At 58.2% G+C, this 26,539-nt stretch carries 23 protein-coding genes and 1 pseudogene; 15 read left to right on the top strand and 9 right to left on the bottom strand.

All coding sequences use genetic code 11. The features are described from left to right. Positions 1-91: 91 nt before the first annotated feature. Positions 92-862, bottom strand: coding sequence for a UDP-2,3-diacylglucosamine diphosphatase (locus FHJ80_RS16955; protein WP_139528518.1), 771 nt, complete (start codon positions 860-862; stop codon positions 92-94). Positions 863-876: 14 nt separating this feature from the next. Continuing rightward, positions 877-1,377, bottom strand: coding sequence for a peptidylprolyl isomerase (locus FHJ80_RS16950; RefSeq protein ID WP_139528517.1), 501 nt, complete (start codon positions 1,375-1,377; stop codon positions 877-879). 156 nt (positions 1,378-1,533) lie between these two features. On the opposite strand from FHJ80_RS16950, the gene FHJ80_RS16945 reads away from it, so the two are divergent. The 10 genes from FHJ80_RS16945 to FHJ80_RS16900 all read left to right on the top strand — a co-directional run bounded on the left by FHJ80_RS16945 (position 1,534) and on the right by FHJ80_RS16900 (position 14,049). Beyond that, positions 1,534-3,213, top strand: a complete 1,680-nt coding sequence (locus tag FHJ80_RS16945; protein WP_139528516.1) for a glutamine--tRNA ligase/YqeY domain fusion protein — start codon at positions 1,534-1,536, stop codon at positions 3,211-3,213. Positions 3,214-3,224: 11 nt separating this feature from the next. Then, a complete protein-coding gene (cysS, locus tag FHJ80_RS16940; protein ID WP_139528515.1) occupies positions 3,225-4,610 on the top strand; it encodes a cysteine--tRNA ligase in 1,386 nt (461 codons plus the stop codon). Positions 4,611-4,715: 105 nt separating this feature from the next. Further along, on the top strand, positions 4,716-5,639 hold the full coding sequence (locus FHJ80_RS16935) for an ABC transporter substrate-binding protein (protein ID WP_139528514.1): 924 nt from the start codon (positions 4,716-4,718) through the stop codon (positions 5,637-5,639). 3 nt (positions 5,640-5,642) lie between these two features. Next, positions 5,643-6,842, top strand: a complete 1,200-nt coding sequence (locus FHJ80_RS16930; RefSeq protein WP_139528513.1) for an ABC transporter permease — start codon at positions 5,643-5,645, stop codon at positions 6,840-6,842. Continuing rightward, positions 6,839-7,804, top strand: a complete 966-nt coding sequence (locus FHJ80_RS16925) for an ABC transporter ATP-binding protein (RefSeq protein WP_139528512.1) — start codon at positions 6,839-6,841, stop codon at positions 7,802-7,804. The genes FHJ80_RS16930 and FHJ80_RS16925 overlap by 4 nt, the downstream gene beginning before the upstream one ends. Further along, complete coding sequence (locus tag FHJ80_RS16920; protein ID WP_304363362.1) at positions 7,794-8,582, top strand: ABC transporter permease; 789 nt, start codon at positions 7,794-7,796, stop codon at positions 8,580-8,582. Before FHJ80_RS16925 ends, FHJ80_RS16920 begins: the two co-directional genes overlap by 11 nt. Positions 8,583-8,703: 121 nt before the next feature. Next, the gene (locus tag FHJ80_RS16915) at positions 8,704-9,906 is read left to right on the top strand and encodes a thiamine pyrophosphate-dependent dehydrogenase E1 component subunit alpha (protein ID WP_139528510.1); all 1,203 of its coding nucleotides are present in this window, start codon (positions 8,704-8,706) and stop codon (positions 9,904-9,906) included. Between the two features lies 1 nt (position 9,907). Continuing rightward, a complete protein-coding gene (locus FHJ80_RS16910) occupies positions 9,908-10,885 on the top strand; it encodes an alpha-ketoacid dehydrogenase subunit beta (RefSeq protein WP_139528509.1) in 978 nt (325 codons plus the stop codon). A 17-nt stretch (positions 10,886-10,902) separates the two neighbouring features. After that, entirely contained in the window at positions 10,903-12,159 is a 1,257-nt protein-coding gene (locus tag FHJ80_RS16905; RefSeq protein ID WP_139528508.1) for a 2-oxo acid dehydrogenase subunit E2, read from the top strand. Positions 12,160-12,177: 18 nt separating this feature from the next. Next, the gene (locus tag FHJ80_RS16900) at positions 12,178-14,049 is read left to right on the top strand and encodes a protein kinase (protein ID WP_139528507.1); all 1,872 of its coding nucleotides are present in this window, start codon (positions 12,178-12,180) and stop codon (positions 14,047-14,049) included. Between the two features lie 11 nt (positions 14,050-14,060). Here FHJ80_RS16900 and FHJ80_RS16895 read toward each other — a convergent pair whose 3' ends face one another. The 7 genes from FHJ80_RS16895 to FHJ80_RS16865 all read right to left on the bottom strand — a co-directional run bounded on the left by FHJ80_RS16895 (position 14,061) and on the right by FHJ80_RS16865 (position 21,365). Next, positions 14,061-14,657, bottom strand: a complete 597-nt coding sequence (locus tag FHJ80_RS16895; protein ID WP_139528547.1) for an ABC-type transport auxiliary lipoprotein family protein — start codon at positions 14,655-14,657, stop codon at positions 14,061-14,063. A gap of 2 nt (positions 14,658-14,659) precedes the next feature. Beyond that, positions 14,660-15,601, bottom strand: a complete 942-nt coding sequence (locus FHJ80_RS16890; protein WP_139528506.1) for an MlaD family protein — start codon at positions 15,599-15,601, stop codon at positions 14,660-14,662. A 5-nt stretch (positions 15,602-15,606) separates the two neighbouring features. Then, a complete protein-coding gene (locus FHJ80_RS16885) occupies positions 15,607-16,431 on the bottom strand; it encodes an ABC transporter ATP-binding protein (protein WP_139528505.1) in 825 nt (274 codons plus the stop codon). After that, complete coding sequence (locus FHJ80_RS16880) at positions 16,428-17,531, bottom strand: ABC transporter permease (protein ID WP_139528504.1); 1,104 nt, start codon at positions 17,529-17,531, stop codon at positions 16,428-16,430. Before FHJ80_RS16880 ends, FHJ80_RS16885 begins: the two co-directional genes overlap by 4 nt. A gap of 82 nt (positions 17,532-17,613) precedes the next feature. Beyond that, positions 17,614-18,435, bottom strand: a complete 822-nt coding sequence (locus tag FHJ80_RS16875) for an IclR family transcriptional regulator (protein ID WP_139528503.1) — start codon at positions 18,433-18,435, stop codon at positions 17,614-17,616. A 142-nt stretch (positions 18,436-18,577) separates the two neighbouring features. Then, positions 18,578-19,786 (bottom strand): 3-oxoadipyl-CoA thiolase, encoded by a 1,209-nt coding sequence (locus FHJ80_RS16870; RefSeq protein ID WP_139528502.1) that lies wholly within the window; start codon positions 19,784-19,786, stop codon positions 18,578-18,580. A gap of 46 nt (positions 19,787-19,832) precedes the next feature. Then, positions 19,833-21,365, bottom strand: a complete 1,533-nt coding sequence (locus tag FHJ80_RS16865) for a 3-hydroxyacyl-CoA dehydrogenase (protein WP_139528501.1) — start codon at positions 21,363-21,365, stop codon at positions 19,833-19,835. A gap of 193 nt (positions 21,366-21,558) precedes the next feature. On the opposite strand from FHJ80_RS16865, the gene FHJ80_RS16860 reads away from it, so the two are divergent. From FHJ80_RS16860 to FHJ80_RS16840, 5 genes and pseudogenes are all read left to right on the top strand, one after another. After that, the gene (locus FHJ80_RS16860) at positions 21,559-22,710 is read left to right on the top strand and encodes an acyl-CoA dehydrogenase family protein (RefSeq protein ID WP_139528500.1); all 1,152 of its coding nucleotides are present in this window, start codon (positions 21,559-21,561) and stop codon (positions 22,708-22,710) included. Further along, a complete protein-coding gene (locus FHJ80_RS16855) occupies positions 22,710-24,311 on the top strand; it encodes a class I adenylate-forming enzyme family protein (RefSeq protein WP_139528499.1) in 1,602 nt (533 codons plus the stop codon). Before FHJ80_RS16860 ends, FHJ80_RS16855 begins: the two co-directional genes overlap by 1 nt. After that, positions 24,308-24,778, top strand: coding sequence for a PaaI family thioesterase (locus FHJ80_RS16850; RefSeq protein ID WP_139528498.1), 471 nt, complete (start codon positions 24,308-24,310; stop codon positions 24,776-24,778). Before FHJ80_RS16855 ends, FHJ80_RS16850 begins: the two co-directional genes overlap by 4 nt. Next, positions 24,775-26,160, top strand: a complete 1,386-nt coding sequence (locus tag FHJ80_RS16845; RefSeq protein ID WP_139528497.1) for a hypothetical protein — start codon at positions 24,775-24,777, stop codon at positions 26,158-26,160. The genes FHJ80_RS16850 and FHJ80_RS16845 overlap by 4 nt, the downstream gene beginning before the upstream one ends. Positions 26,161-26,292: 132 nt before the next feature. Beyond that, positions 26,293-26,539: pseudogene (locus FHJ80_RS16840) on the top strand (electron transfer flavoprotein subunit beta/FixA family protein); the annotation flags it as partial.

Raw genomic sequence — 26,539 nt, 5'->3', positions numbered from 1 at the left:
GGAATAAATGCAAGTGCCCGCGTGGGCGCTTGCAATGAGCCGAGAAAAAGCCGATCGAGTGATCGGCTTTTTTTGTCGCTCGTATCGCAAGTCAAGGCAGAGCGTCGAGCGAAAACTGACGCAGAACGGGTTCGGCATGACGCTCATTAGCAGGCTCTACCACCACATCCCAGCCGTGTTGGTTGTCCCAGTCGCCCAGTACGAAGCGCTTGGCAGGAACGTCTTCGACCGTGAGGTCGTGCACCTTGGGCCGATGGGTGTGCCCATGAATCATGGTCGTTACACCGTAACGTTCCATGAGTGCCACAACCTCATCTTGGGTGACGTCCATGATGTCGTCGGCTTTGCCCGCATTGGCATCACCCGACTGCATGCGCAGGCTTTTGGCAAGCTCCAACCGCTGCTCCAGGGGCAGCGAAAGAATTTGCTGCTGCCACTGTTCGCTGCGCGACTGAGCGCGAAAAGCCATATACGCCTCGTCTTTGGTGCAGAGGCTATCGCCGTGGAGAATGACGGCGGGAACGCCTTGCAGCTCTACTTGTTCGCTTTCCGGTAGCAGGGTGGCGCCACAGGCGTGAATAAAACGTTCACCCAGTAAAAAGTCTCGGTTGCCATGGATGAAATAGACGGCAGTGCCAGCTTCGCTGAGTGCGTGCAGTCGTCGAATGACGTCATGGGCCACGGTGCTCAGTGGGTGAGGGGTGTCCAGCAGGTCGTCACCCATCCAGGCATCGAAAAGATCTCCCAGGATGTAGAGCGCCTGTGCCCCACTGGCCGTCTGTTCTAAGTAGCGATAAAACCCCTGATTGATCTCAGGTGTCTCGTGACTTAGATGCATATCAGCGATTAGCAGCGTACGCATAAAGCTCCCAACGATTATTCCGCTTCCTTCACGTAGGCGCGTTCGATAATGACATCTTCCGCAGGCACATCGGCGTGCATGCCGCGACGTGTGGTGCTGACGCCTTTGATCGCGTTCACCACATCCATGCCTTCAACGACCTCTCCGAACACCGCATAGCCCCAGCCTTGCAAGCTTTTGCCACTATGGTTAAGGAAGCTGTTGTTACCGACATTGATGAAAAACTGTGCCGTAGCAGAGTGGGGGTCTTGGGTGCGCGCCATGGCCAGCGTGCCGATGGTGTTTTGCAAGCCGTTATCGGCTTCGTTCTCGATAGGGTCACGGGTCGGTTTTTGGTTGAAGTCCTGGTCGAAACCGCCACCTTGAATCATGAAGCCATCAATGACCCGGTGAAACAGCGTGCCGTCGTAAAAACCGTCGCGCACGTACTGCTCGAAATTGGCTGCCGTAACCGGGGCTTTTTCATGATTGAGCGCGATGGTGATGTCACCGTGGTTCGTCTGTAATACGATCATGGATAAATTCCTGTTCAATAAAAGCGTTCGCCTTGGCGCTGTGCATCGGCGTCACGTTATAATAGCGGTTTTGCTCGGCACCGCGAAGCGCTAACCCTGATTGCCTTTGCATCGTTTGCCCAGCACGCCATCCACCATGAGGTTATCAACACCACCATGACCAACGAGACCACCCCAGCGCCGAACTTCATTCGCAACCAAGTACGCGACGAGATAGCGGGCGGCCAGGTCACCAAAATCGTGACGCGCTTTCCCCCGGAGCCCAACGGCTTTTTGCATATCGGCCACGCCAAGTCGATCTGTTTGAATTTCGGGTTGGCAGAGCAGTTGGGTGGTGAGTGTCATCTGCGCTTTGACGACACCAACCCTGCCAAAGAAGAGCAGGCGTACATCGATGCCATCAAAGAGGACGTCAGCTGGCTGGGCTTCGAGTGGGCCGGACCGGTGCGCTTTGCCTCTGATTATTTCGATCAGCTCTACGCCTGGGCGCAGCATCTGATTCGTGAAGACAAAGCCTATGTGGATGACCTCTCCCCGGATGAGATTCGCGAGTATCGAGGCACGCTGACCGAGCCCGGCAAGCCTAGCCCCTACCGTGAGCGCAGCGCCGAAGAGAGCTTGGACCTTCTAGAACGGATGCGTAACGGTGAGTTTGGTGAAGGCGAAAAAGTGCTGCGCGCCAAAATCGATATGGCGTCGCCCAACATCAATTTGCGCGATCCGATCTTGTACCGCATTCGTCATGCGCATCACCACCAAACAGGTGACAAGTGGAAAATCTACCCCTCGTACGATTTTACCCACGGTCAGTCGGATGCCATCGAGGGTATTACTCACTCCATCTGTACGCTGGAGTTCGAAGACCACCGCCCGCTATACGAGTGGTTCTTGAACAATCTGCCGGTGCCCGCAAAGCCGCGCCAGATTGAATTTGCCAGACTGAACCTCGACTACACGCTGACCTCCAAACGTAAGCTGAAGCTGTTGGTGGATGAGCAGATCGTCGATGGTTGGGATGACCCGCGAATGCCGACCATTTCCGGTATGCGTCGCCGCGGCTATACGCCCGCTTCGATTCGTAAATTCTGTGAAATGATCGGCGTGACCCGTTCCGACGGTGGTTTGGTGGATATCGCTATGCTGACCCACGCCATCCGCTCAGATTTGGAAGATAACGCACCCCGCGCCATGTGCGTGCTCAAGCCGCTGAAAGTAGTGCTGACGAACGTGCCGGAAGATCACGAGGAAGTGTACGAGGTGCCGGGCCACCCAGCGCGTGACGATATGCCGATGCGCAAGGTGCCGTTTGGTCGTGAACTCTACATCGACCAAGACGACTTCATGGAAGACGCACCGAAAAAATTCTTCCGCTTGGCGCCCGGTAAAGAAGTCCGTCTGCGTAATAGCTATGTGATCCGTTGTGATGAGGTTATCAAAGATGACGCAGGCGAGATCGTCGAGCTGCGCTGCTCCGTCGATTTCGACACCCTGGGTAAAAACCCCGAAGGCCGCAAGGTGAAAGGGGTGATTCACTGGGTCAGCGCGGCCCACGGCGTGCCGATGGAAGTGCGCCTCTACGATAACCTGTTCATGGTCGAGCAGCCCGATCGTGACAAGGACGTCGACTTCCTCGAGCATTTGAACCCCGAGTCGCTGGTGGTATGCAACGCCATTGGCGAGCCAAGCCTGGCCAGCGCCGCGCCGGAAGATCGCTTCCAATTCGAGAGAGTCGGTTATTTCTGCGCTGATCGCCATGTCTCCACTAACGACCACCTGGTGTTCAACCGTACCGTTGGGTTGAAAGATAGCTGGGCGAAAATCAAACAGAAGGGCTAAGGAAACGTCATATGCATATTTACAATACGCTGACTCGCCGCAAAGACCCTTTTCGCCCGCTGGTGGCCGGCAAGGTCAGCATGTACGTTTGCGGTATGACGGTGTATGACTACTGTCACCTTGGCCACGCCCGGGTGATGGTGGCCTTTGACGTGATTACCCGCTACCTGCGCCATCGCGGCTATGACGTGACCTATGTCCGCAACATCACCGATATCGACGATAAAATCCTCAAGCGGGCCGAGGAGAACGGCGAGCCCATCGACGCGCTCACCGAGCGCATGATTGCCGCGATGCATGAGGACGAAGCTCGCCTCAACGTGCTGCCACCCAGTCAGGAGCCCCGGGCAACGGGGCACATCGACGATATCATCGCGATGATCGAAACGCTCATCGACAAAGGCTTTGCCTATGCCGCGGCCAATGGTGATGTCTACTACCGAGTGCGCAAGTTCACCGACTACGGCAAATTGAACAACCGTCAGTTGGATGACATGCGCTCGGGAGCGCGCGTGGATGTGGATGTACACAAAGAGGATCCGCTGGATTTCGTGCTTTGGAAAGCGGCCAAACCCGGTGAAGCCCACTGGCACTCTCCTTGGGGAGAGGGGCGCCCCGGCTGGCACATCGAGTGCTCTGCAATGTCGACCTGCTGCTTGGGTGATACCTTTGATATCCATGGCGGTGGGCCGGATTTGACCTTTCCTCATCACGAGAACGAGATCGCCCAATCGGAAGCAGCGACAGGGAAAACATACGTCAACACCTGGATGCATGCCGGCGCCGTGCGTGTGAATCAGGAAAAGATGTCCAAGTCCTTGGGCAATTTCTTCACCATCCGTGACGTACTGGCCGAGCACGACCCAGAAGTCGTCCGCTATCTGTTGGTCGCTAGCCACTATCGCAGCGCCATCAACTACTCGGTGGATTCGCTGGTCGAGGCGCGTAAGTCGTTGACGCGGCTTTATATAGCGTTAGATGGCGTGGACGCTGACGAGCAGGCAGTCGCCAGCGAGGCGGCCGAGCGCTTTACCGCGGCCATGGACGACGACTTCAACACCCCTGTCGCTTTGGCCGCGCTATTCGACTTGGCCCGCGATCTCAACCGCGCGAAAAGCGACCAGCCAGCGGAAGCGCCGCGCTTGGCAGGCGAATTAAAGCGCTTGGCCGGGGTGCTGGGGTTGTTACAGCAAGTGCCGGAAACCTTCCTCAAAGGCGCTCAGCAGCAGGTGGCGCTTAGCGAGGAGGAGATCGAAGCCAAAATCGCCGAACGTCATGATGCAAAAACCAGTAAGGATTTTGCCCGCGCGGACGCCATTCGTGACGAGCTGGCAGCGCTCGGCATCGTTCTCAAGGACTCCCGGGAAGGGACGACCTGGGTCATCGAAGCGCCTTGATCGTGGTGATACGTCGGACGCCGTGAAAACGGCGTCTGACTTCAACGCAGTAGGCTCTTATACTGATCCGGTACGCCACAGACGCACACTGAAAAGGACGACCCCATGCGCTTATTGTTCACACCTTCGTTGGCTGCCTGTTTATCGACGGTAGCCTTCTCTGTAGTCACTCTTTCCACGGCCAGCGCCAACGACCCCGTCGTGGTGTCTTCGAAAATCGATACGGAAGGCTCGGTGTTGGGCGAACTGATCATTCAAACATTGGAACGCAACGGCATTCCTACGGAAGATCGCCTTCAGTTAGGGGGCACTAGCGTGGTACGTAGCGCGCTGCAAGCAGGGGAGATCGATCTTTACCCAGAATACACGGGGAACGGCGCGTTCTTCTTCGACATGACCGATAGTCCCGTCTGGAACAGCGCCGACGACGCCTATCAAACCGTCAGCGAACGCGATGCCGAGCAGGGGTTGATTTGGCTACAGCCCGCCAGTGCCAACAATACTTGGGCCATGAGCATTCGCCAAGACGTGGCCGACGCCAATGATTTGACCACGCTGGATGATTTGGCTGCATATCTGGCCGATGGCGGAACGTTCAAATTTGCCGCCAGCGCTGAATTCGTCGAATCCGCCCAGGCGCTACCGGCTTTCCAGGACGCCTACGGTTTCGAGTTGAGCGATGATCAGCTGCTCGTCCTTTCGGGTGGCAACACGGCCGCCACGATGCGTGCCGCCGCGCAGCAAACCAGCGGTGTCAACGGCGCCATGACCTACGGTACCGACGGTGGTCTGAGCGCCCTGGGCCTCGTCGTGCTCGAAGACTCCAAAGGCGTACAGCCGGTGTATCAACCCGCTCCCGTGGTGCGTGAAGAAGTGCTTGACGCTTACCCTGACATGGAAGCGTTGCTGAATGAGGTGTTTGCCACGCTAGACCTCGTGACGCTGCAAGAGCTCAATGCGAATGTCGCGGTGAATGGTGTCTCGCCGGATCAAGTAGCGAGTGACTACCTCGACAGCCTGGATGACTGATGAATGTCGTTGATCGACGCCCTACCATCGCCATCCTTTAAACGACGCCCTTGGCAGCCTAATGTCGTACTGTGCTGTCTCAGCGGGAGCATGTTAGCCGCTGCATGGCTACTGAACGTGGTGAGTGTCGCCCCTAATCGTATCGTTTCCGGTACCGCCTTTGGCATGGTCGATGCCATTGGTTGGCCAGGGGCAGCCCTGGTGTCATTGCTCTCTCTCGCTATGGCGACGTTGGCATTGATGCCTAACGTCCGGCACTATCGAGCGGTGCTGGCCATCGTTACGCTAACCTTACTACTCATGCCGTTTGGTTTGATGGTGGCTGGCCACTGGTTGGTCGACCCTTCCTTACCTCAGGCGCGTCTTGGTATTGGTCCGGCCTACTGGACCGTACTGTTCGTCTTACTGCTCTGCTTGGTAGAGCTTCGTCTGCGTCTTGGGTTATCTCGATGGTGGACGGCGTTACTGTTATTTGGTGTAAGCGTTGTCTGGTGGGGCTGTGCCGCGCTCTGGCTGGATCGCCTTGCCTTGGTACAGGAGTTCCAAGCTCGGCAGGGGCAGTTTTATCAGGCACTGATGCAGCACATGGTGCTGGTGAGCACGGCCGTAGGCGTCAGCGTGGTGCTGGGGTCGCTGCTGGCCATGCTCATGCGTCGCTATGAGCGGCTACAAAAAGTAGCGTTTACGCTGCTGAATTTTTTACAAACCATCCCCAGCTTGGCGCTGTTTGGGCTTCTGCTAGCGCCCCTTGCCTGGCTGGCAGCGAATGTCCCAACGCTGGCGGCGCTAGGGGTGAGTGGCATTGGCAACGCGCCGGCGCTGATCGCGCTCATCGCCTACAGCCTGCTGCCAATGGTGCGCAATACCTACATCGCCCTCGAAGAAGTGAGCGAGGAGACATTGCAGGCCGCCAAAGCCATGGGAATGCGAACGACCCAACGTTTTTGGCAAGTGCGGTTTCCGTTGGCACTTCCCGTGCTGTTGGAAGGCGTGCGTATTACCGCCGTTCAAGCCGTGGGGCTTACCGCGGTAGCGGCATTGATTGGGGCGGGCGGCTTAGGCACATTTATTTTTCAAGGGCTGGGTCAGGCTGCCATGGATATGGTGCTGTTGGGTGCGTTACCCATTTTGATCTTGGCGCTCATGGTGGATGCAGGGCTTGGTGCGTTAGCGGACGCGCTGCGTCCCGGAGGACGGCAATGATCGAGCTTTCCCATGTTTCAAAGACGTTCGGCGACGCCACCGCGGTGGATGACATTACCCTGCGGGTTGCAAAAGGCAAGCTCTGTGCGTTGGTAGGTACTTCCGGCTGCGGTAAATCCACCACGCTGCGCATGATCAATCGACTCATCGATCACAGCAGTGGCGACATCATCTTGGATGGCCAGGCGATCGAGCAGTACGATCCAGTCAAGCTTCGCCGTCGCATTGGTTACGTGATTCAGAGCACCGGACTATTTCCTCACTGGAGCGTTGCACGCAACATTGGATTGGTGCCTCGGCTATTGAAGTGGTCGGCTACCGATACTACCGCTCGAGTCGAGGAGTTGATGGGGTTGCTAGGACTGCCTGTGGAGGAGTTCGCCCATAAATATCCTCACCAACTCTCCGGCGGGCAGGCCCAACGGGTAGGTGTGGCTCGCGCGCTTGCCGGCGATCCCGATATCTTGCTCATGGATGAGCCCTTTGGGGCGCTAGACCCCATCACCCGGGAAAAGCTCCAAGAGGAGCTTGCCAAAATACAGTCTCGGCTGCACAAAACCATCGTGTTCGTGACCCACGATATGGATGAAGCACTGAGGTTGGCCGACCACCTTGTCGTCATGCGCGACGGTCGCATCGTTCAACAGGGCACGCCACTAGCGCTTTTACAGCATCCCCACGATCCGTTTGTCGAGTCGTTACTCGGGGGCCTGGAGCGGGGATTGAAGCAAGCAGCGCTCACACGGGTGAAAGACCACATGACATCGCTGGGGCCTACCTTGCCGGCGCAGTCGCGCATTCCCGCTGATTTTTCGCTGCGCCAAGCGCTCTCCATGATGTTGCGTGATCACTGTGATCGCTTGACGGTCGTCGATCAAAACGATGTGCCGATTGGTGAGCTGTCGCTTCGCCGTATCGTCAAAGAAGCACAGTGGGATAGGACGAGTCAGCGTGAATCGTAAGTCCGGTAACAACGATTTGTCGAATGTCGCTAACGTCCAGTGGCTTCTTCCACTGGCATGGGCTGCACTGTTGGCGGCGGGCATCATTGGTATGCCTCTGCTAGAGAGCTTGTTTCGTTGGATAGAGCCTGACGCTAGACAGGTCGTTTATGCTCGCGCGGCATTTTACGAGTTGCTCGGCCGTCATGTCCTGGTCGTTGGCGTGGCGGCGGTGGTGACGATCATCGCGGGCGTGGCGGCGGGGGTGGCCGTCACGCGTGAGAGAGGGCGTGATTTTTTGCCGCTGATCGGGCAACTGGCATCGCTGGGGCAGACGTTTCCACCGGTCGCCGTATTGGCGTTAGCCGTTCCGGTGCTCGGCTTTGGCACGCTGCCCATCATCGTTGCCCTCATGCTCTACGGACTGCTGCCCATCGTGCGTAATACCCTGGCGGGTATCAATGATGTCGACCCAACGATCAAACAGTCGGCCCTGGCCATGGGTATGACGCCCTGGCAAGTGTTGCGACAAGTCGAACTTCCGCTGGCGGCGCCGGTCATTTTGGCGGGCGTGCGCACCTCGGTGACGATCAATATCGCCACGGCTGCGCTGGGCGCGACAGTGGGTTCGAGTAACCTGGGCGACCCGATCATTGCGGGCATCGTCAACGGTAATGTGGCCTACGTACTGCAAGGTGCTCTTTTGATCGCGCTTCTGGCGCTCTGCGTCGATAGCGCTTTCAATGTCTATCAGCAGACGCTGCGTCAGCGTCTCTCTCATCTTAAGTCGAATCCCTAAACCGCTTCCACTGAGTTACTGTCCCAGTGTTGCGTTGACCCGTGTCAGATAAATCCACTGGCACAAACGGTCATCACCGACAACACTGCCCTCAAAAGGGGTAAAAACAAGGACAATAATGATGACTCAGTACGTACACCAGCCGGCCTTCATGACCGGCGACGAGTTTGCCATCGAGACGTTCGCCCTGCTGAACCCCGATGGCGAGCTTTACGAAGGCGCTCGAGCACCCGAGATCACGCAAGAGCACGCCCGCCGACTGTATCAGGCCATGCTAGCCACCCGCATTCTTGATGAGCGCATGATGGCTGCTCAACGCCAAGGGCGTCTCAGCTTTTACATGCAGTGCACCGGTGAAGAGGCTGCCGTTGTGGGAGCGACGGCAGCACTGGACGATGCGGACATGATCATGGCCCAGTACCGTGAGCAGGGCGCCTTGATGTATCGCGGCTTCTCCATCGACGAGTTCATGAATCAGCTATTTGGCAACGAGCTCGATTACGGCAAAGGCCGTCAAATGCCGATTCACTACGGCTCCCGTAAACTGCACTATATGACCATCTCATCGCCGCTGGCGACGCAGATTCCCCAAGCCACCGGGTATGCCTATGGCCAAAAGCTGGCCGGTGAAGGCCACTGCACGCTGACCTTCTTTGGCGAGGGCGCCGCATCCGAGGGAGATTTCCACGCTGCCCTCAACATGGCGTCGGTGCACCAAGTGCCGGTCATCTTCTTCTGCCGTAACAATGGTTACGCTATCTCGACGCCAGCCACCGAGCAGTTTGCTGCCGACGGTATTGCTCCCCGTGCGTTTGGCTACCACATGCACGTGATTCGTGTGGATGGCAACGATGCATTGGCGGTCTTCGAAGCGACGCGTCAGGCAAGACGCATTGCGGTAGAAAAAAATCAGCCGGTACTCATCGAGGCCATGTCCTATCGCTTGGCGGCCCACTCCTCTTCGGATGACCCCTCGGGCTATCGTGCGAAAAGCGAAGAGGAGGCGTGGCGCGTCAAAGATCCCTTGCTGCGCATGCAGCGCTGGATGGCGAAGAAAGGGTGGTGGAGCGATGAAGAAGAGGCCAGCCAACAAGAGACCTTGCGACGTGAGGTGCTGGACACCATGAAGCGGGCCGAAAAGCGCCCGCCGCCGCCGCTCGAATCGCTGATCAGCGATGTCTATGCGGATGTTACGCCCGCGTTGCAGCGTCAACTGGATCAGCTCAAGCGGCATATTCGTCGTTATCCCGATGCTTACCCGCGTGGCGCTCAGTCGCTCGATCCTTCCCTCTCGTCAGCCGCCGATCATCAGGGGGATGCGTAAGATGACGACCATGAACATGCTTCAGGCGATCAACAATGCGCTCGATATCGCCATGGAAGAAGACGAAAAAGTGATCTGCTTCGGCGAAGACGTTGGGGTGTTCGGCGGGGTGTTTCGGGCCACCAGCCATTTACAGGAGAAGTACGGCAAATCGCGCTGTTTCAATACCCCGCTGGTAGAGCAAGGCATCATCGGTTTCGCCAACGGGCTGGCTGCGCAAGGATCGGTACCTGTCGCGGAGATTCAGTTTGCCGACTACATTTTTCCGGCCTTCGATCAAATCGTCAACGAAACCGCCAAGTTCCGCTACCGCTCCGGGGATCTCTTCAATGTAGGTGGCCTCACCATCCGAACGCCTTACGGTGGCGGTATTTCGGGGGGGCTTTATCACTCCCAATCACCCGAGGCCTACTTCACTCATACGCCCGGTCTGAAAGTCGTCGTGCCACGTAATCCCTATCAAGCCAAGGGACTGCTGCTCGCGGCCATCCGTGATCCTGACCCGGTGCTTTTTTTAGAGCCCAAGCGGCTCTACCGAGCGGCCGTGGGCGATGTGCCGGACGACGATTATCAGTTGCCCATCGGCGAAGCGGAGATCGTCAAAGAGGGCAGTGATCTTACCTTGGTCGGCTGGGGCGCACAGATGGAGGTAATCGGCAAAGCCGCCGAGCTAGCTGAAGAGCAGGGTATCTCTTGCGAGGTCATCGACCTGCGCTCGCTGTTGCCTTGGGATGTCGATACCGTGGCGGAATCCGTCTTCAAAACGGGCCGCATGATCGTCAGTCACGAAGCTCCTTTGACCGGTGGTTTTGCCGGAGAAGTCGCTGCGACGATACAGGAGCGCTGTTTTCTTTACTTGGAATCGCCGATTACTCGGGTCACCGGGTTGGATACCCCTTTCCCGCTGGTGCTGGAAAAAGAGTATCTGCCCGACCACCTGAAAATTTTTGAAGCGATCCGCGAAAGCGTGAACTTCTAGCGCTAGGGAGAACAGTCATGAGTGATTTTTTATTGCCGGACATCGGCGAAGGGATCGTCGAGTGTGAAGTGGTGGAGTGGCGCGTTGCCGAAGGCGACACCATCGAAGAGGACCAGCCCATCGTCGAGGTGATGACCGACAAGGCCCTGGTCGAAATTACGGCGCCCGAAGCAGGCACCGTCACCAAGCTTTATGTGCCCCAGGGGCAAATCGCCAAGGTCCACGCGCCCCTCTACGCGTACCAAACGGCAGGTTCATCTTCCAGCGAGCCTACGGCAGACGCCTCCACCGATCAGTCGACCGCTAACCCTCGAGAGTCCACGCCGCAACGTGACGACATCGAGCCGTCGACGCGCGCTCCCGCCGAGCCGAGTGCTTTAGCCCATAAAGTCCCCGCTAGCCCCGCCGTTAGGCGTTTAGTCAGGGAGCACGATCTGGTACTGGCGGACATCACCGGCAGTGGTAAAGAGGGGCGCGTGTTGAAAGAAGACGTGCTGGCCCACCTCAATGCGCCGTCGGTCGCTGATAACGAGGCATGCGTATCCCCACCGACATCATCGGGTTCGGCGCCCGCCAGGGTGGAGCCCCTGCGCGGCGTGCGCGCGGTGATGGCCAAGCGCATGGTCGAATCCGCCAGTTCCATTCCCCATTTTCATTACGGCGAAGAGATCGACGTCACCGAGCTGCTGGCGCTGCGCGAGCGTCTCAAGCCCCAGGTGGAGGCGCAGGGAGAGCGACTCACGCTGATGCCGTTCTTCATGAAGGCGATGGCGCTGGCTGTTGCAGAAACGCCGATCATCAATGCCCAGTTAAACGACGCTGCCGACGAGCTGAGCTACTACGACCACTGCAATATCGGTATGGCCGTGGATAGCAAGGCCGGCTTATTGGTGCCCAACGTGAAAGGCGTCGAGCGCTTGACCCTGTTCGAGATCGCCAAGGAGGTCGGCAGGCTGACCCAGGCTGCGCGAGACGGGCGAGTCGATCAGGCCGACCTGAAAGGCGGCACCATCAGCATTTCCAACATTGGTGCTTTGGGGGGTACCTACGCCGCGCCGATCATCAACGCCCCGGAAGCCGCCATCGTGGCGATTGGCAAAACCCAATGGCTGCCGCGTTTCGATGAGCATGGCGCCGTGCAGCGCCGGGCGATTTTGACGGTGACGTGGGCGGGAGATCACCGCTTTATCGATGGCGGCACTATTGCTCGCTTCTGCAACGCCTGGAAAGGATTCCTAGAAGCGCCGGAAAGCATGCTCCTTCACTTGGCATGACCGTGTAGGCATGTTGCGATGAGTCAGGCGCCGCTGCAGCAGTTTTACATACCCGAAGAGCAGTCGGTTTACCTACTGAGCCATCATGATGCGCGTAAGCTCAAGGACTGGGTAGCGCTGTGTCAGTCACAGTTGGCCCAGTTGGGATACGCCGATATCGAGTTGGTGGGAAAAGGCGCTTACGGTTTCGTCTTTGCAGGGTGCGCTTGGCATCAAGGGGCTAGGGCCGACTATGTGTTCAAGTTTTCACGCATTACGCTGCCCACCCATCTGCAAGAGCGCCTCGAGGAGGAGGCGTTCATGCTCGATCAAGTGTCACACCCGCGGATTCCAAAGCTCATTACCTATCAACGTGCCCGTGGTCAGTCGATTTTGGTCATGGAACGCGCGCCTGGCTGGAACCTAGAGCAAGTCTCACTCAAGCAGGGCAAGCTCTCGCCCCGCTTGATCATGCGTATCGCCGCGCAACTGGCGGATATTCTCAAGGCACTGCGTCGTGAGGCCGGGCCGCACGCCCGGCCAGTGGTGCATGGTGATATCAAACCCTCCAATCTCGTTTTCGATTCGGTCAGTGAATCCATCGCGTTGATCGACTGGGGCTCATCGGTGTTCGCACAATTGGATGCCTCGCTGCAGTTCGTGGGTGCCAATGTAATGGAACTAATGTCGGACAATCTCCAGCAAACCAATGCCCGACTGGGGGACGTGTATTTCATTGGTGAAGAGCAGCTCAATGGCGCGCTCTCATCGCCGCGCTTCGACGAGCAGGGGGTGGCGGGGACGCTCTATGCGCTCGCGTCGGCGCAATCATGTCGTTTTGGCCATCGCGCCATACCGGCAAGCTCGCTCGGACTTCCCATGGAGTTCGCTCGCACGCTGGATGGCATGCTCGATCCCAACCCTCAGGTGCGCTATCAGGCGGGTAATTACTTCATCCGAGAAATGCCGCGCATGGCTAAATTGGTCATGCTCGATCTGCCTGGTGTGCTGCAAACACCGCTGGTGCCGGTGTGGGGTAAAGGCCGTCACCACGTGGCTACCGCCGAGATAGACACCGTGGTTTATAGCTCTCGTAAAGCCTTCTTGCGAGAGGCCCATTCCGAGGAGACGCTCAACGATGTGAACGATGTCCAGCTTGACCGCTACTACAAGCAGTTCATGCAGGGCATGGGCGAGACCGAAAAAGCCTTTTTGGCCTCGGTGAGCCGATTGGGCAAATATCCGGTGGTGGGTGGTTTGGCCGTACGCTGGGAGCGCGAGGGCGTGTATATCGATTCGTCGCTCAATTTGCATGACCCAGCGCTCAAGCCCGCCTTCATCGAGGCGGTGAACAACATGGTTCACTTGGCACGCGCCATTCATCGCCAGGGGGTATTCAAAAGCTGTTTGTTCAATGCCCGCCAAACCCTGCACTTAGAGCGCGCAACCCCCGAGGAAGCGTTTCATTGTGATCCCGATACGGCGATTGCTTACGAGGTGAGCGCCGTACCCGAAATGGAGGATCGCACCCGTCAGCATAGCTATTTCGAGGATGGCCCGGACCCTGAGGAGCTGTTGGTGTTGCCGGATACCATCATGCGAACGCTCAAGCGGCTCAACGAGATCCATCACACAGGCATGATCATTTTCGAAGCGCTACCCAAGCATCTCAAGATCCACAGCTACTATCGGCTACTCGATCCCCGGCGGGAGCAGGAGTTTCGGGATTTGCTCAGTCGTATGCTCGCTGCCGTCAGTCAAATAGAGGGACTGGGCGTGTCGGGGTTCATGAAGATGCCGTACAAGGACACTCGTTTTTTTACCCATTTAGAGCGACAGCCGGAATACTTCTACCCCAAAGATCCAAAAGAGTATCTTAAGCGGTACTCGCACTCCTCACCGCCATACTAGAAACGGCCTTTTCATCTAGGTGCATTGGCCGCGAGCCAGCGTGCCAACTGCTCGGTCAAGCGGTCGGTGGCGCTGCCAAAGGCGTTGACCACATCAGGTATTTCCGCGCTCTTGGCACGTTCGCGAATCGCGAAACTGGTAGAGGCCGTTGGTTGTTGATCTGCGCCGACTAATTGAACGTCTAACTGTAAATTGACGCTGGGCGGGCTCACGTCGTATTCGCTTTGGAAGTGACGGAGCTCGCTCAGTAGCAGCAGGTCATAAGGAAGCCGATCGCTGCTCACATCGGCGAATAGAGCGTGCTGTTGCAAGCCAGCAATGAGCTTGGCCTGCAGCAGTTGGGGGGCATCTTCATGCCATCGCGCGCCTTCATACACATTTACCACGTTGCCTTCGGGAAACACTACGATACGGTTGCTGCTTAGCAAGTGGCCCGCTTCTGGCGTTGCGATGCCAAGTCGACCCGGTAGGCGAGTGGCATCAGGGGTAGCCTGCGTTGCCATTGCAGGCAGTCGATACAGCGTCGATGGCGCCTTTTCGGGTAATACTGAGCAGGCCGAAAGAAGGGACAGGGCGCCCATCATGACGACGATGCGAAAAATAGGCATGTTCACGGGCGAAACTCCTCTACGTGGTCGCGGCCAAGGAAAAAGTCCGTTGGACTCTCTTCGAGTTCTCGCGTAATGCGATCAAGGGTGGCGAGTGTCGAGCGGAGCGCCGCGAGCGCTGGGGCGATGTCGCGAGTACTTTGTAAGGTGCCTTCCACGGCCCCTGCGTTATCGTTTACCAATTGCTCTATCCGCTGAGCAGCACTAGCAACGTCGCGGCTGGCGTTCTCGGCACTGCGCATGACTTGTTGGCCCTCTTGGTTCAGCAGTCGATTCGCCTCCTGGCTAAGTGTCTCGATGCTCTCGAGCGTGGTGGTGGCTTGGCGTGACACATCGCCAAAAAGCGCCATGTTTTCATCCAAAGCAGACTGCTGAGAGGCAATCATTTCCGTGATTTGGGCAATGTTGGTCAATATGTTGCCTGCCTGCTGTCGATTGTCGTCATTGAAGAGTTCGTTCACGCTCTGAAGGATCGCGTTGAGGTTCTCGATCATCTCCTCGCCCTCATCGAACAGCGTGGCAATGGGCGACGGGTCGGCTGGGATGAAGGGGGCCGTGTCGTTACTTTGCGATGATAAGCGTGGGCTAGCCGGCGTTCCGCCATATAGCTGCACCGACATGCTACCGGTAATGCTGGCAAACGCTAATTTTGCCCGTGTATCGACTTTGATGGGCGTGTCTTGATACACGCGAATCCGAGTAATCACCTGGCGGGGGTCGTCAGGGTTCAAGGACAGCTCGGTGACATCGCCGACTTCGATGCCGTTGTACTGTACCTTGCTGCCCTCCGAGAGGCCGCTGACGTTGCGTTCGAACAGAATACGGTAAGGTAGGTAATCCCGTTGGCCAGCGTCATAGCTCATCCATAGCGCAAACAGCAGGGCGGCCGCAGCCGTTAACACGGTAAACAATCCAATCAATACATGGTGTGCGCGAGTTTCCATGTGCGTCACTCCTTAGACGATGGTGTGTCAGCAGCACGCTGTGCAGCGCGTCCACGCGGACCGTTAAAGTAATCTTGTACCCACTCGTCGTCCGTTTCGGCGACTCGCTCCAGCGTATCGGCGACCAAAACGCGCTTTTGTGACAGCACGGCAACGCGATCACAGGCTGCGTAGAGGGTATCCAGGTCGTGAGTGACCAAAAAAACGCTGAAGCCAAGTGCATCGCGAAGGGTCACGAGCAACTGGTCAAACGCAGCGGCACCAATGGGGTCGAGCCCGGCTGTCGGTTCATCGAGGAATAAAATGTCCGGGTCCAATGCGAGCGCTCTGGCAAGAGCTGCACGTTTTATCATGCCCCCTGAGAGTGATGCTGGAAACTGCCGTGCCGCTTGCGGTGCCAAGCCCACCAAAGAAAGTTTGATGCGCGCCAGATATTCAGCCTCTTCCCGAGGCAGCCTAGCGTGCTCAATGAGCGGTAGCGCGACGTTCTCTTGCAGATTGAGCGAACTAAACAAGGCCCCGCGCTGGAAAAGCACCCCAAAGCGCCGTTCGATTTGGCTGCGCTGGGAGCCGCTTAGCGCATTCAACCGCTGGCCCAGCACCTCGACGGTGCCATCATTAGGATGCTTGAGCCCTACGATACTGCGTAGCAGGACCGATTTACCCGTGCCAGAACCGCCAACGACGCCGAGAATTTCTCGACGATAGAGGGTCAAATCTACTCCTTCGTGAACGACATTATCGCCAAATCGATTTACCAGCCCTTGCACACAAATGACGGCTTCCTTGCTTTGACATTTTTGCGATGTCGGAGAAGATCTGTCGTTCACCAGCCCATCTCCATGAAAAATAACGCCGCTAATGCATCGATGAGAATCACCATAAAGATGGCTTGCACCACACTGGACGTCGTGTGGGCACCCACCGATTGGGCGCTTCCGCTGACGTTGAATCCTTCCAGACAGCCAATGACCGCAATTACGAAGGCAAAGACCGGTGCTTTGCTCAATCCCACTAGGAAATGCGTTACCGACACATCTTTTTGTAGCGTTGCCATAAATTGGCTAGTAGAAATATCCAGCGACAGCGACGCCACTACCGCACCGCCCAAGAGGCCGCTTAGCATGCCGACAAACGCCAGGAGCGGCAGGCTAATCAACAGCGCCATCACCCGAGGAAGCACGAGCAGCTCGATAGGATCTAGCCCAAGTGTCTTCAGGGCATCGATCTCTTCATTGGATTTCATCGCACCGAGCTGGGCAGTAAAGGCGCTGGCGGTGCGACCTGCCAAAAGAATGGCGGCTAGCAGCACGCCGAACTCACGCAGAAAGGAGAACGCCACCAGGTCAATGGTATACACCGTGGCGCCGAAATCTTCCAACACGGTCGCCCCAAGAAAGGCCACCACGGCCCCCACCATGAAGGTAAGTAGCGCAACGATAGGCACTGCATTCAAACCACTTTGCTGAACATGAGCAACGGTGGCGGTCATACGCCAATGGCGGGGGCGAAACAGCAGCGAAGCAAACGTCGCCAAGACCAAGCCGATGAACGCCAATAGCTGCCGCTGTTGCACTGTCATGGCCACCATTTGGCGGCCCACCGATGCCAACGCATCGGTGATTCGATGGGAATGAGTGCGCGTGCTCTCGACAGGAGCCTCCATGGCTTCGGCAATCCGAATCAGTAACATCTGCTGCGCGTGGGGTAGGTCGTTGGCAGCCTGTTTGGTTTTGTCGATCCCTAAGAGCTCGACGATCAGCGCCGCACCGGCAGTATCAAGTGCTTCGAAGCCAGGCAGTGATAGCGATGCCGAACCTAGTTCTTCGCGCCGCTTTAGGACGTGCTTTAGCTCGGTATAGTGGCGTAGCGTCCACTCGCCACCCAGTGTAACGACCTCACCCTGTTGAGTGATCCACTCGTTTGGCATCCCTGCTCCTCAGTGCGTTCACATGACAGTGAAGACCATGATGCAATCAAACGAGCGTTAGTGAAAGGAAAGACGACGTTTCTTAACGTGACGCACGATACTTGGGCGCCAGCTCCTGCTTGATTTTGGCAGCTACCTCTTTGAGTCGAGGCCCAAGGTTATGGACCAGTCGGTCATGATCCAACCGCAGGCTAGAGCCGCCGCAGTTGATGGCCATCACTTCGGCACCATCCTCTAAAATGAGCGGCATGGCAACGGCGCTGATATCCCGCTGCCAATCCTGCTCGGAGAGGCAAAAGCCGTACTCGGCATAATCGCGCATACTCTGCTCGATACCAGCCTGCAGGCGGGGCCAATCGCTGCCGTGAAAGGCAGCCAGCTCTTGCATCACCTGCTGGCGGCGCTCACCCGATAACCCGCACAGCCAAGCGCGGCCAATCGCTGACGTGGCAATCGGTAGGCGTGAGCCAACATCTAGCCGAATGATCAGCGGCCCGTGGCCGTGACAGGTTTCCAGATACACCATGTCGCTGCGGTCGGCACCGCCCAGGCTGACATTACAATCGGTGGCGTCGGCAAAGTGCTGTAAGTGGGGACGGGCAATTTCGCGAATGCCCATATTGGCCAGAAAGCGGTAGCCCAATGCCAGCACACCCGGCCCAAGGCGGTACTTCTCCAAATGGCGGTTATGCTGCAGGTAGCCTAATTGGGTCAGCGTATAGGTCAACCGAGACACCGTGGGGCGGGGGATTTGGGTACGATTCGAGAGCTCTGCATTGCCCAGGTACTCCTCACCCGTCCCAAAGGCACGGAGTAGTTCTAGCCCACGCGCGAGCGCGGTGACAAAGTTGCGATCTTTTTCCGGTGATTGCGGCTCATCGGCAGCGGCGTCGGTGGGTTCCATCAAGCGTCTCGGCTAATCAATCATTGAGTGGTAAGTATCGCATACCTGCGCTGGGGCGTTGCAAAGCGTGAAAAGGAAGCTTAGTCAACGCTTGGCCTGCGACGCTGTTTGGCAGCGCCGCTATGTTGGGTGGCTATCGGGGTTAGCGGTCCAGACGCTCAATGATGGTCGCAATGCCCTGGCCAACGCCAATGCACATGGTGACTAACGCATAGCGGCCGCCGGTGGCTTCTAGCTGGCGCAGCGCGGTGAGGGCCAAGCGCGCCCCAGAGGCACCCAGCGGATGGCCAATGGCAATCGCGCCGCCGTTGGCATTCAAGCGCGGGTCGTCGGCGGAGAGCCCCAACTGTTGAACGCAGCCCAACACCTGGACGGCAAAGGCTTCGTTGATTTCAATCACGTCCATCTGGTCAAGCGAAAGGCCAGCCCGAGCCAGCGCTTTTTGCGAAGCGGGTACCGGCCCCAAGCCCATGACGCGTGGGGCAACGCCCGCCACGGCGCTGGCAACGATACGCGCTCGCGGCGCAAGCCCAGCCCGCTCGCCTGCCGCACGCGTGCCCACGATCAGGGCGGCAGCCCCATCGTTCAAACCAGAGGCGTTGCCTGCGGTCACGACACCGCCTTCGAATAGAGCACCGAGTTTGGCCAGTTTCTCTTCGGTGCTTTCAGCTCGCGGGTGTTCATCTTTATCTACCAACCGCGGCGGCTGTTTGCGCCCTTGGGGTACTTCGACGCCAAACATTTCGCCATCATAAAAGCCGTTTGCCAGCGCCTGGGCATAGCGCGCCTGCGAACGGGCGGCAAAGGCATCGCTGGCTTCGCGGCCAATGTTCAGGTCGTGGGCGATGTTGTCGGCAGTTTCCGGCATGCTGTGGCTGCCGTACTCCTTGGCGATCCAGGGGTTAGGGAAGCGCGATCCGATCACGGTATCGAACATCGGTTGATTGCGCGCGTAGGGGGAGTCGGCCTTGCCCAGCACGTAAGGCGCGCGGGACATGGACTCCACGCCGCCAGCCAAAAATAGCTCGCCCTCGCCTAAGCGAGCGGCGCGGGCGGCATCCATCATGGCGGCTAGGCCGCTGCCGCACAGGCGGTTGACGGTTTGGCCTGCCACCTCAATCGGCAGGCCCGCCAGCAGCGCACCATGACGCGCCACGTTACGGGAGTCTTCCCCCGCTTGGTTCGTACAGCCCGCCAACACCTCTTCATAGCTCTCTGGAGCAAACGGATTACGCGCTACCAGTGCTTTTAGCGTCAGCCCCAGCAGTTCATCCGGACGAATGGCCGCCAGGCTGCCGCCATGGCGACCAAAAGGGGTGCGTAATCCGTCGTAAATATAGGCGTCTTGCATGGTTATTCTCCTTGTTCGTGTAAGCCGTATTTGACACTGAGATGTGTCAGCCTCTTGGCCCGTCGGTCAGCGGCATACCCAGCGCGGCGCGACGGCGCAGCCACGGGCTAGGGCGATAGCGAGGGTCGCCGGTGGCCTCCAATAGGTTGTTCAAAATGGTCAGGATGCGCGAAGCGCCGTAGTGGTCGCCCATGTGCAGCGGTCCAAACGGGTAGCCCAAGCCAAGCTCCACCGCGCGATCGATGGTGGCGGGGGCTGCGACGCCTTGCTGAGCGATATCGGCGCCCACATTGACGATGCATGCCACCACCCGCTGCAGCACAAAGCCGGTGCTGTCTTGAAGCGTGCTGACCGGGGTGCCATCAGCATTCAATAGGCTGGCAGCGGCATCGATCAGATCGGGGCGGGTAATGGGGGAGGCCATCAGGCTGCGGCGTTTATCCAGCCCCGCCAGCATATCCACCGCGACGCACTGCTCGGCATTCAAGCCTTGGCGCAGCGCGCACTGAGTGGTGTCTTCGCCCAACGGTGTCAGCAGGCACAGCGCCTCTGAAGAGGGCTGAGCCGCACTTTCTAGTGGCCAGCCCGCTGTGGTAACCAATTCGGCAAGCTGCGTGGCGCTACCCGGGTCGTCTTGGCTGATCCACACGGGGCAAGGTGGGGTCGACGCAATGGCGGGTTCTTCCGGCATCTGTTGCTGGCCATTCACGTAGCGATAAAAGCCTTCACCGGTTTTGCGTCCCAGCAAGCCTGCTGAGAGCCGCTGGCGGGTGAGGGGTGACGGGCGAAAGCGCGGCTCTTCGTAATATTGGTGGTACACCGACTCCATCACCGCATGGGAAACATCCAGGCCCGTCAGGTCCAGCAGGGTAAACGGCCCCATTCGAAAACCACCTTGATCCACCATGATGCGGTCGATGGTAGCGGGGTCGGCTACGCTCTCACTCAAAATGCGCAACGCTTCAGTACCGAAGGCGCGCCCGGCGTGATTGACCAGAAACCCGGGCGTGTCAGTGGCCTGGGCCGTGAAGTGGCCCATCGCAGTACCCAAGGCATCGACCCGCTGGGTGACATCGTAAGCGGTACGTAACCCTGGAATTACCTCCACAATCTTCATTAGCGGAACGGGGTTGAAGAAGTGAAAACCAATCACCCGCTCCGGGTGCTGGCAGGCGGTGGCAATGGCGGTCACGGAGAGCGAGGAGGTGTTGGTGGCGAGCACGGTATCCTGACGCACGATGCCCTCTAAATCGCTAAACAGCCCCTGTTTGGCTTCCAGCTTCTCGATAATCGCTTCGACGACGATATCGCAGGGGGCGAGGGCGGCCAGGTCGTGGGCTTCGATCAATCGCTCTCCGTACTGCTCGGCTTGGGCTTGGGTAATACGCTGCTTGTCGGCGCTGCGCTGCCATAACCCATGAATAAAGGCAGTCGCTTCCGCCACCGCGCCGTCTTTGACATCGAATAGCATGACGTCGAGGCCTGCCTGCGCGGCGAGCTGGGCAATGCCTCTCCCCATGGCTCCCGTGCCGACGATACCAAGCGTTTTGAATGAATGGGCGACTGCGTCATAAGCCATAGGTCAACATCCTCGCTGCTAGTGTTTTTATTCTGCATTGCAAAATAGCATTTCGTTTATTGACTGCCATCCTAGGCTATGCAAAAGTGCCTGACAAGAGAATGAACGCTAGTTTCGCCATGCAGAACTATGGCAGGCCTCACTGCCCGCGCGAACGCCAACCATAAAAATATCGTTGCCACCAGGAGCCGTTATGATCCGTGATCCCGAACTGTTGAATCAGTTGGTTGATACCATTGCCCGCTTCGTCCGGGAGCGTTTGATTCCCAATGAGGCGCGGCTGGCCGAAGAGGATGCAGTGCCCGCCGAAATTTTGTCGGAAATGAAGGAGATGGGGTTGTTTGGGCTATCCATTCCTGAAGAGTACGGCGGGTTAGGGCTCACCATGGAAGAAGAAGCGTTGGTCGCCATGGAGATTGGCAAAACGTCTCCCGCGTTCCGCTCGGTATTCGGTACCAACAACGGCATCGGCGCTCAGGGGATCTTGATCGATGGCACTGACGAGCAGAAAGCCAAATACGTGCCGCGCTTGGCCACTGGCGAGATTCTCAGCTCGTTCTGCTTGACCGAACCGGACTCTGGCTCCGATGCGGCTAGCTTGCGCACCACCGCCGTGCGCGATGGCGACTACTACGTGTTGAATGGCACTAAGCGCTATATCACCAACGGCCCAGAAGCCGACCTGTTCACCGTGATGGCGCGTACCGACCCCGACAACAAAGGCGCGGGCGGTATCTCTGCTTTTATCGTCGAAGGCAGCACGCCGGGGCTGATCCGCGGCCCGGTGGATAACAAAATGGGCCAAAAGGGCGCACATACCTGCGACATCATCTTCGATAACTGTCGCGTACCGGCTGACAACATCATTGGCGGCAAAGAGGGACAAGGCTTTAAAACCGCCATGAAGGTGCTGGATCGTGGCCGCCTGCATATCTCTGCGGTGTGTGTGGGCGTGGCCGAGCGCTTGGTCGACGAGTCGCTGCGCTACACCATGGAGCGTAAGCAGTTCGGTGCGCCGCTGGCGGAGCATCAGCTGGTGCAGGCCATGCTGGCCGATAGCAAAACCGAAGCCTACGCAGGCAAAACCATGGTGATGGATGCCGCACGGCGTAAGGATGATGGCGAAAACGTCTCAACACTGGCCTCCTGCTGCAAGCTGTTCTGCGCCGAAATGGTCGGCCGCGTCGCGGATCGCGCCGTGCAGGTGCACGGCGGTGCGGGCTACATGTCAGAATACGCCGTTGAGCGCTTCTACCGGGACGTGCGTTTGTTCCGTATTTACGAAGGAACCACACAAATTCAGCAGCTGGTGATTGCCCGGAACATGGTGCGGGAGGCGTCCTAATGGCTCTGTCGGTTCCTTATCAAGCGCCAGACGAGATGATTTTTGGCCGTCTGGCTAGCGAGCTGTTAGCAGAACTCCCCGAGCGCTTGAGCACCCGCGTGCTGGAAAATGCGAAACGTTTAGCGGATCATCCCGCGCTGGTGGATGGCAGTATTCGCTGGAGCTACGCCGAACTGGGGCAAGAGGTCTACGCTGCCTGCGATTGGTTAGCCAATCTCGGCGTACGGCCCGGCGATCGTATTATGACGGTCAGTGAAAACTGTCGTGCCCTGGTGGTACTGCTGTTGGCCGCTAGTGAAATGGACGTTTGGGTCGCGATTGTCAATTCGCGACTCTCCGCTCAGGAAGTGGATTTGATCCAGGGCAACTGCCTACCGCGCCGGGTGTTTTACACCTGCGAAGCCTCTCAAGAGGCGAGCCAGCACGCCGAGCGCCATGCGGCCGATCGCTACCAGCATCCGCAGCTCGGCGGCCTAGCGATTTCACCGCTTTTCGAGAGCGAACCTGAGCCCGTTCACGCCAGCGGTGCCGAGCAGGTCGCCGCGATGATCTACACCTCAGGCACCACCGGCACACCGAAAGGCGTGATGCTCACCCATCGCGGCATTCTCTATATCGCTTCTATTTCTGGTGGCATGCGCCATTTGAGTGAAGGGCAGCGGGTGTACGGCGTGCTGCCCATGTCCCATGTGTTCGGCCTCTCATCGGTTTGCATGGGCTCGCTTTATAACGGCGCTTGTCTCTATACCGTCCCTCGCTTCGATGCGGCACAGCTGCTGGCAACGCTCAAAGAGGAGCGCATTACCGTGCTTCAGGGCGTGCCCGCCATGTACGCTCGCGCCCTGGAGTATTTGAAGCGTGAGCAGCGTGCATTAGAAGCACCCGCGCTTATCTATATGTCGGCAGGCGGCTCGCCGCTGGATAGCGATACCAAAACCCGCGTGGAAGCCGTCTTTGGGTTAACGCTTCATAATGGCTACGGCCTCACCGAAGCCAGCCCAACGATTAGCCAAACCCGCATCGATGATCGTCATCAGAGCAGCACCGTAGGCCGCGTGCTGCCGTTGTTGGAGTATCGGCTGGAACCCTTAGGTAGCAGCGGCACGTCAGAAAAAGCGGGCGATGAGGTGGGCGAGCTGTGGGTGCGTGGCCCCAATATCATGAAGGGCTACTTCCGCCAGCCGGACGCCACCCGCGCTACCTTGTCGGAAGATGGCTGGCTCAATACGGGCGATATCGCCAAGCTGGATCACGACGATCAGCTCTATATCGTGGGCCGTAGTAAAGAGCTGATCATTCGCTCGGGCTTTAATATCTACCCACCGGATGTGGAGGCGGTGATCAACGAGCACCCGGCAGTCACCTTGACCGCTGTGGTGGGGCGGCAGGTGGCAGGCAATGAGGAGGTGGTGGCGTTCGTACAGTGTGAGCCGGGCATCGACGTCGAGTTGGCAGAGCTCAAAGCCTTCATTGCCGAACGGCTGGCACCCTATAAGCGGCCTACCCAGATCGTCTTCATGGATGCGCTGCCTTCCACCGCCAGCGGTAAGATTCTCAAGGGTCGACTGCGCGACCTGGCCCAAGGGGAGAGCGCTTTATGAGCGGCGTAGACAGCAACGGCGGCTCAACCACGCCCCAGGCGCTGATGGGCTATCACGAATTGCTGGGCATGCACGTCGTGGAGTGGGAAGAGGGGCGCGCGGTGGTGGAGCTCACCATCGAGCCCAAGCACCTGAACCGCAGCGGCAATGTACACGGCGGTGTGCTGGCCTCGATGCTGGATAGCGCCCTAAGCTTGGCGGGCCTGCACTGCGATGTGCCGGGGAATATTCGTCGCGGGATGACGCTATCACTAACGACCACCTTCGTGGGCCCTGCTCGGCAAGGCGTGTTGCGGGCGACGGGCACGCTGCGCGGCGGCGGGCAAAAAACCTTCATGACCAGCGGTGAGATCGTGGATGAACGGGGCAACCTTGTCGCTATGGGAGAAGGCTCTTTTCGTCGCCGTAGCGGCAGCGAATCCTCGCAAGGTACTCCCGACCCGCAGTTGAGGGAGCCTAGCGAGTGAGTCCAGCCCGTCTGCGGGTTTCCTGTTTGTTACTGGTGACGCTTGCCACGCTGATTCATTTAGTCGGTGGCAGCGTTGCGTGGCAAGCCGCAGGCGTTGTGGCGCTGCTGCTCTATTTGGCCACCCTAAAAGGTCAACTCACCCGTATGGCCAAGGGACTGCTGTGTGCTGCCGGCGTTCTCACGCTGCTCGCGCTATGGCGCTCGCCAACCTTCGGCCAGCTGCTATTCGAGGCGAGCGGGCGTTTTGCCTTTTTTGCCACCTTCGTGGTGGCGCTCAGCATGCTGCGTTTACCTGCCTACCGCTCCCGCCTAGTGCGCCGCTGTGGGCAGAGCATGCTGTTGCAGCCCCCCAGCCGCCGTTATCCGATCCTATCGCTGGGCTCGGCGCTGTTTGGCATCATTCTGAACATTGGCGTGCTGAACCTGTTCGCCGCGATGATCGAAAAGAGCAATACCCTGAGCGCCGCCCAGGGCCGCACCTGGGTACAGCAGGCCCGCCAGCGACGTATGATGCTGGCGCTACTGCGTGGATTTTCGCTGGCACCACTGATCTCGCCCATGGGCATCGGGGTGGCTGTGGTGCTGTCCAGCCTTCCCCAGGTCACTTGGCCACAGTTGGCACCCTATATTCTAGGGGCCGCCGCACTGATTTTTATGGCGGGCTGGGTGGTGGACTATGTCACTGGCCCGCATCCACCCGCCAATAAAATCCATGTCACCCCGTCGCTGCGCCCGTTGGCGCAGTTTAGCTTTTTGCTAATCGGCATTGTCGCGCTGGTGTTTTCCATTGCGTGGCTGCTGGATGTACGACTACCCATTGCCGCGCTGCTGGGCGCACCTAGCGGAGCGCTTTTATGGCTGGCTTTGCAGCGTCGCAGGCTAGGCTATGGTGGATTGCCTGCCGCCATAACGACGGTCCATCGTCAGCTCCCTTGGTTGCTGTCGCCTAGCGCCAATGAAATCGTGGTGCTGGGAGCGGCTGGTTATTTGGGGCATGTATGTGTGGGCTTGGTGGATACTCAGCAGCTCGCGCCACTATTGGCAGTGCTTGGCCCGTTAGGCGCGTTCAATGCGGTGTTGGCCATGCTGATGGTGGTGGGGTTGGCGCAAATAGGCGTCAATCCGATTGTCACGGTGACGCTGTTGGTGGGGTTACTCCCCACGCTGGGCATCGAGGGGCTAACGCCTGCGCTGATCGGGGCCTCTTTGATGGTAGGCTGGGCGCTGGCGCTGATGTCGTCGCCCATGACGGCGTCGATGCTGATTCTGTCGCGCTTTACCCGCGTGCCTGCCACTCGCATTGGCTACCGTTGGAACGGGCGCTTTTTGATCACAGTGATCCCCCTGTTGGCATTATGGTTTGGTTGGTCGCCGTTCTAAGGCGGTAGATAGCATGAAACGCTTGACCTTTGGCAGGCGTTTTTTTATTGTGCTTTTTATAAAGTGAAATATTATTTTACTATGCGGAATTCAGGTTAAGAAGCTGATGGTTCAATCGCTGGAGCATGCCTTATGAAAATCCTCGTCGCGGTGAAACGCGTCATCGACTACAACGTCAAAATCCGCGTCAAAGCGGACCACTCCGATGTGGACCTTACCAACGTCAAAATGGCCATGAACCCCTTCTGCGAAATTGCCGTGGAAGAGGCGGTGCGCCTGAAAGAGCAGGGCGTGGCCACCGACGTCGTGGCCGTCACGGTCGGCCCCAAGGCCGCCCAAGAGCAGCTGCGCACCGCGCTGGCGCTAGGGGCCGACCGCG

This window comes from Halomonas sp. BL6 (assembly GCF_006228115.1).
Classification (GTDB): Bacteria; Pseudomonadota; Gammaproteobacteria; order Pseudomonadales; family Halomonadaceae; genus Vreelandella; species Vreelandella piezotolerans.
This window is presented reverse-complemented; position numbering and strand designations above follow the sequence as displayed.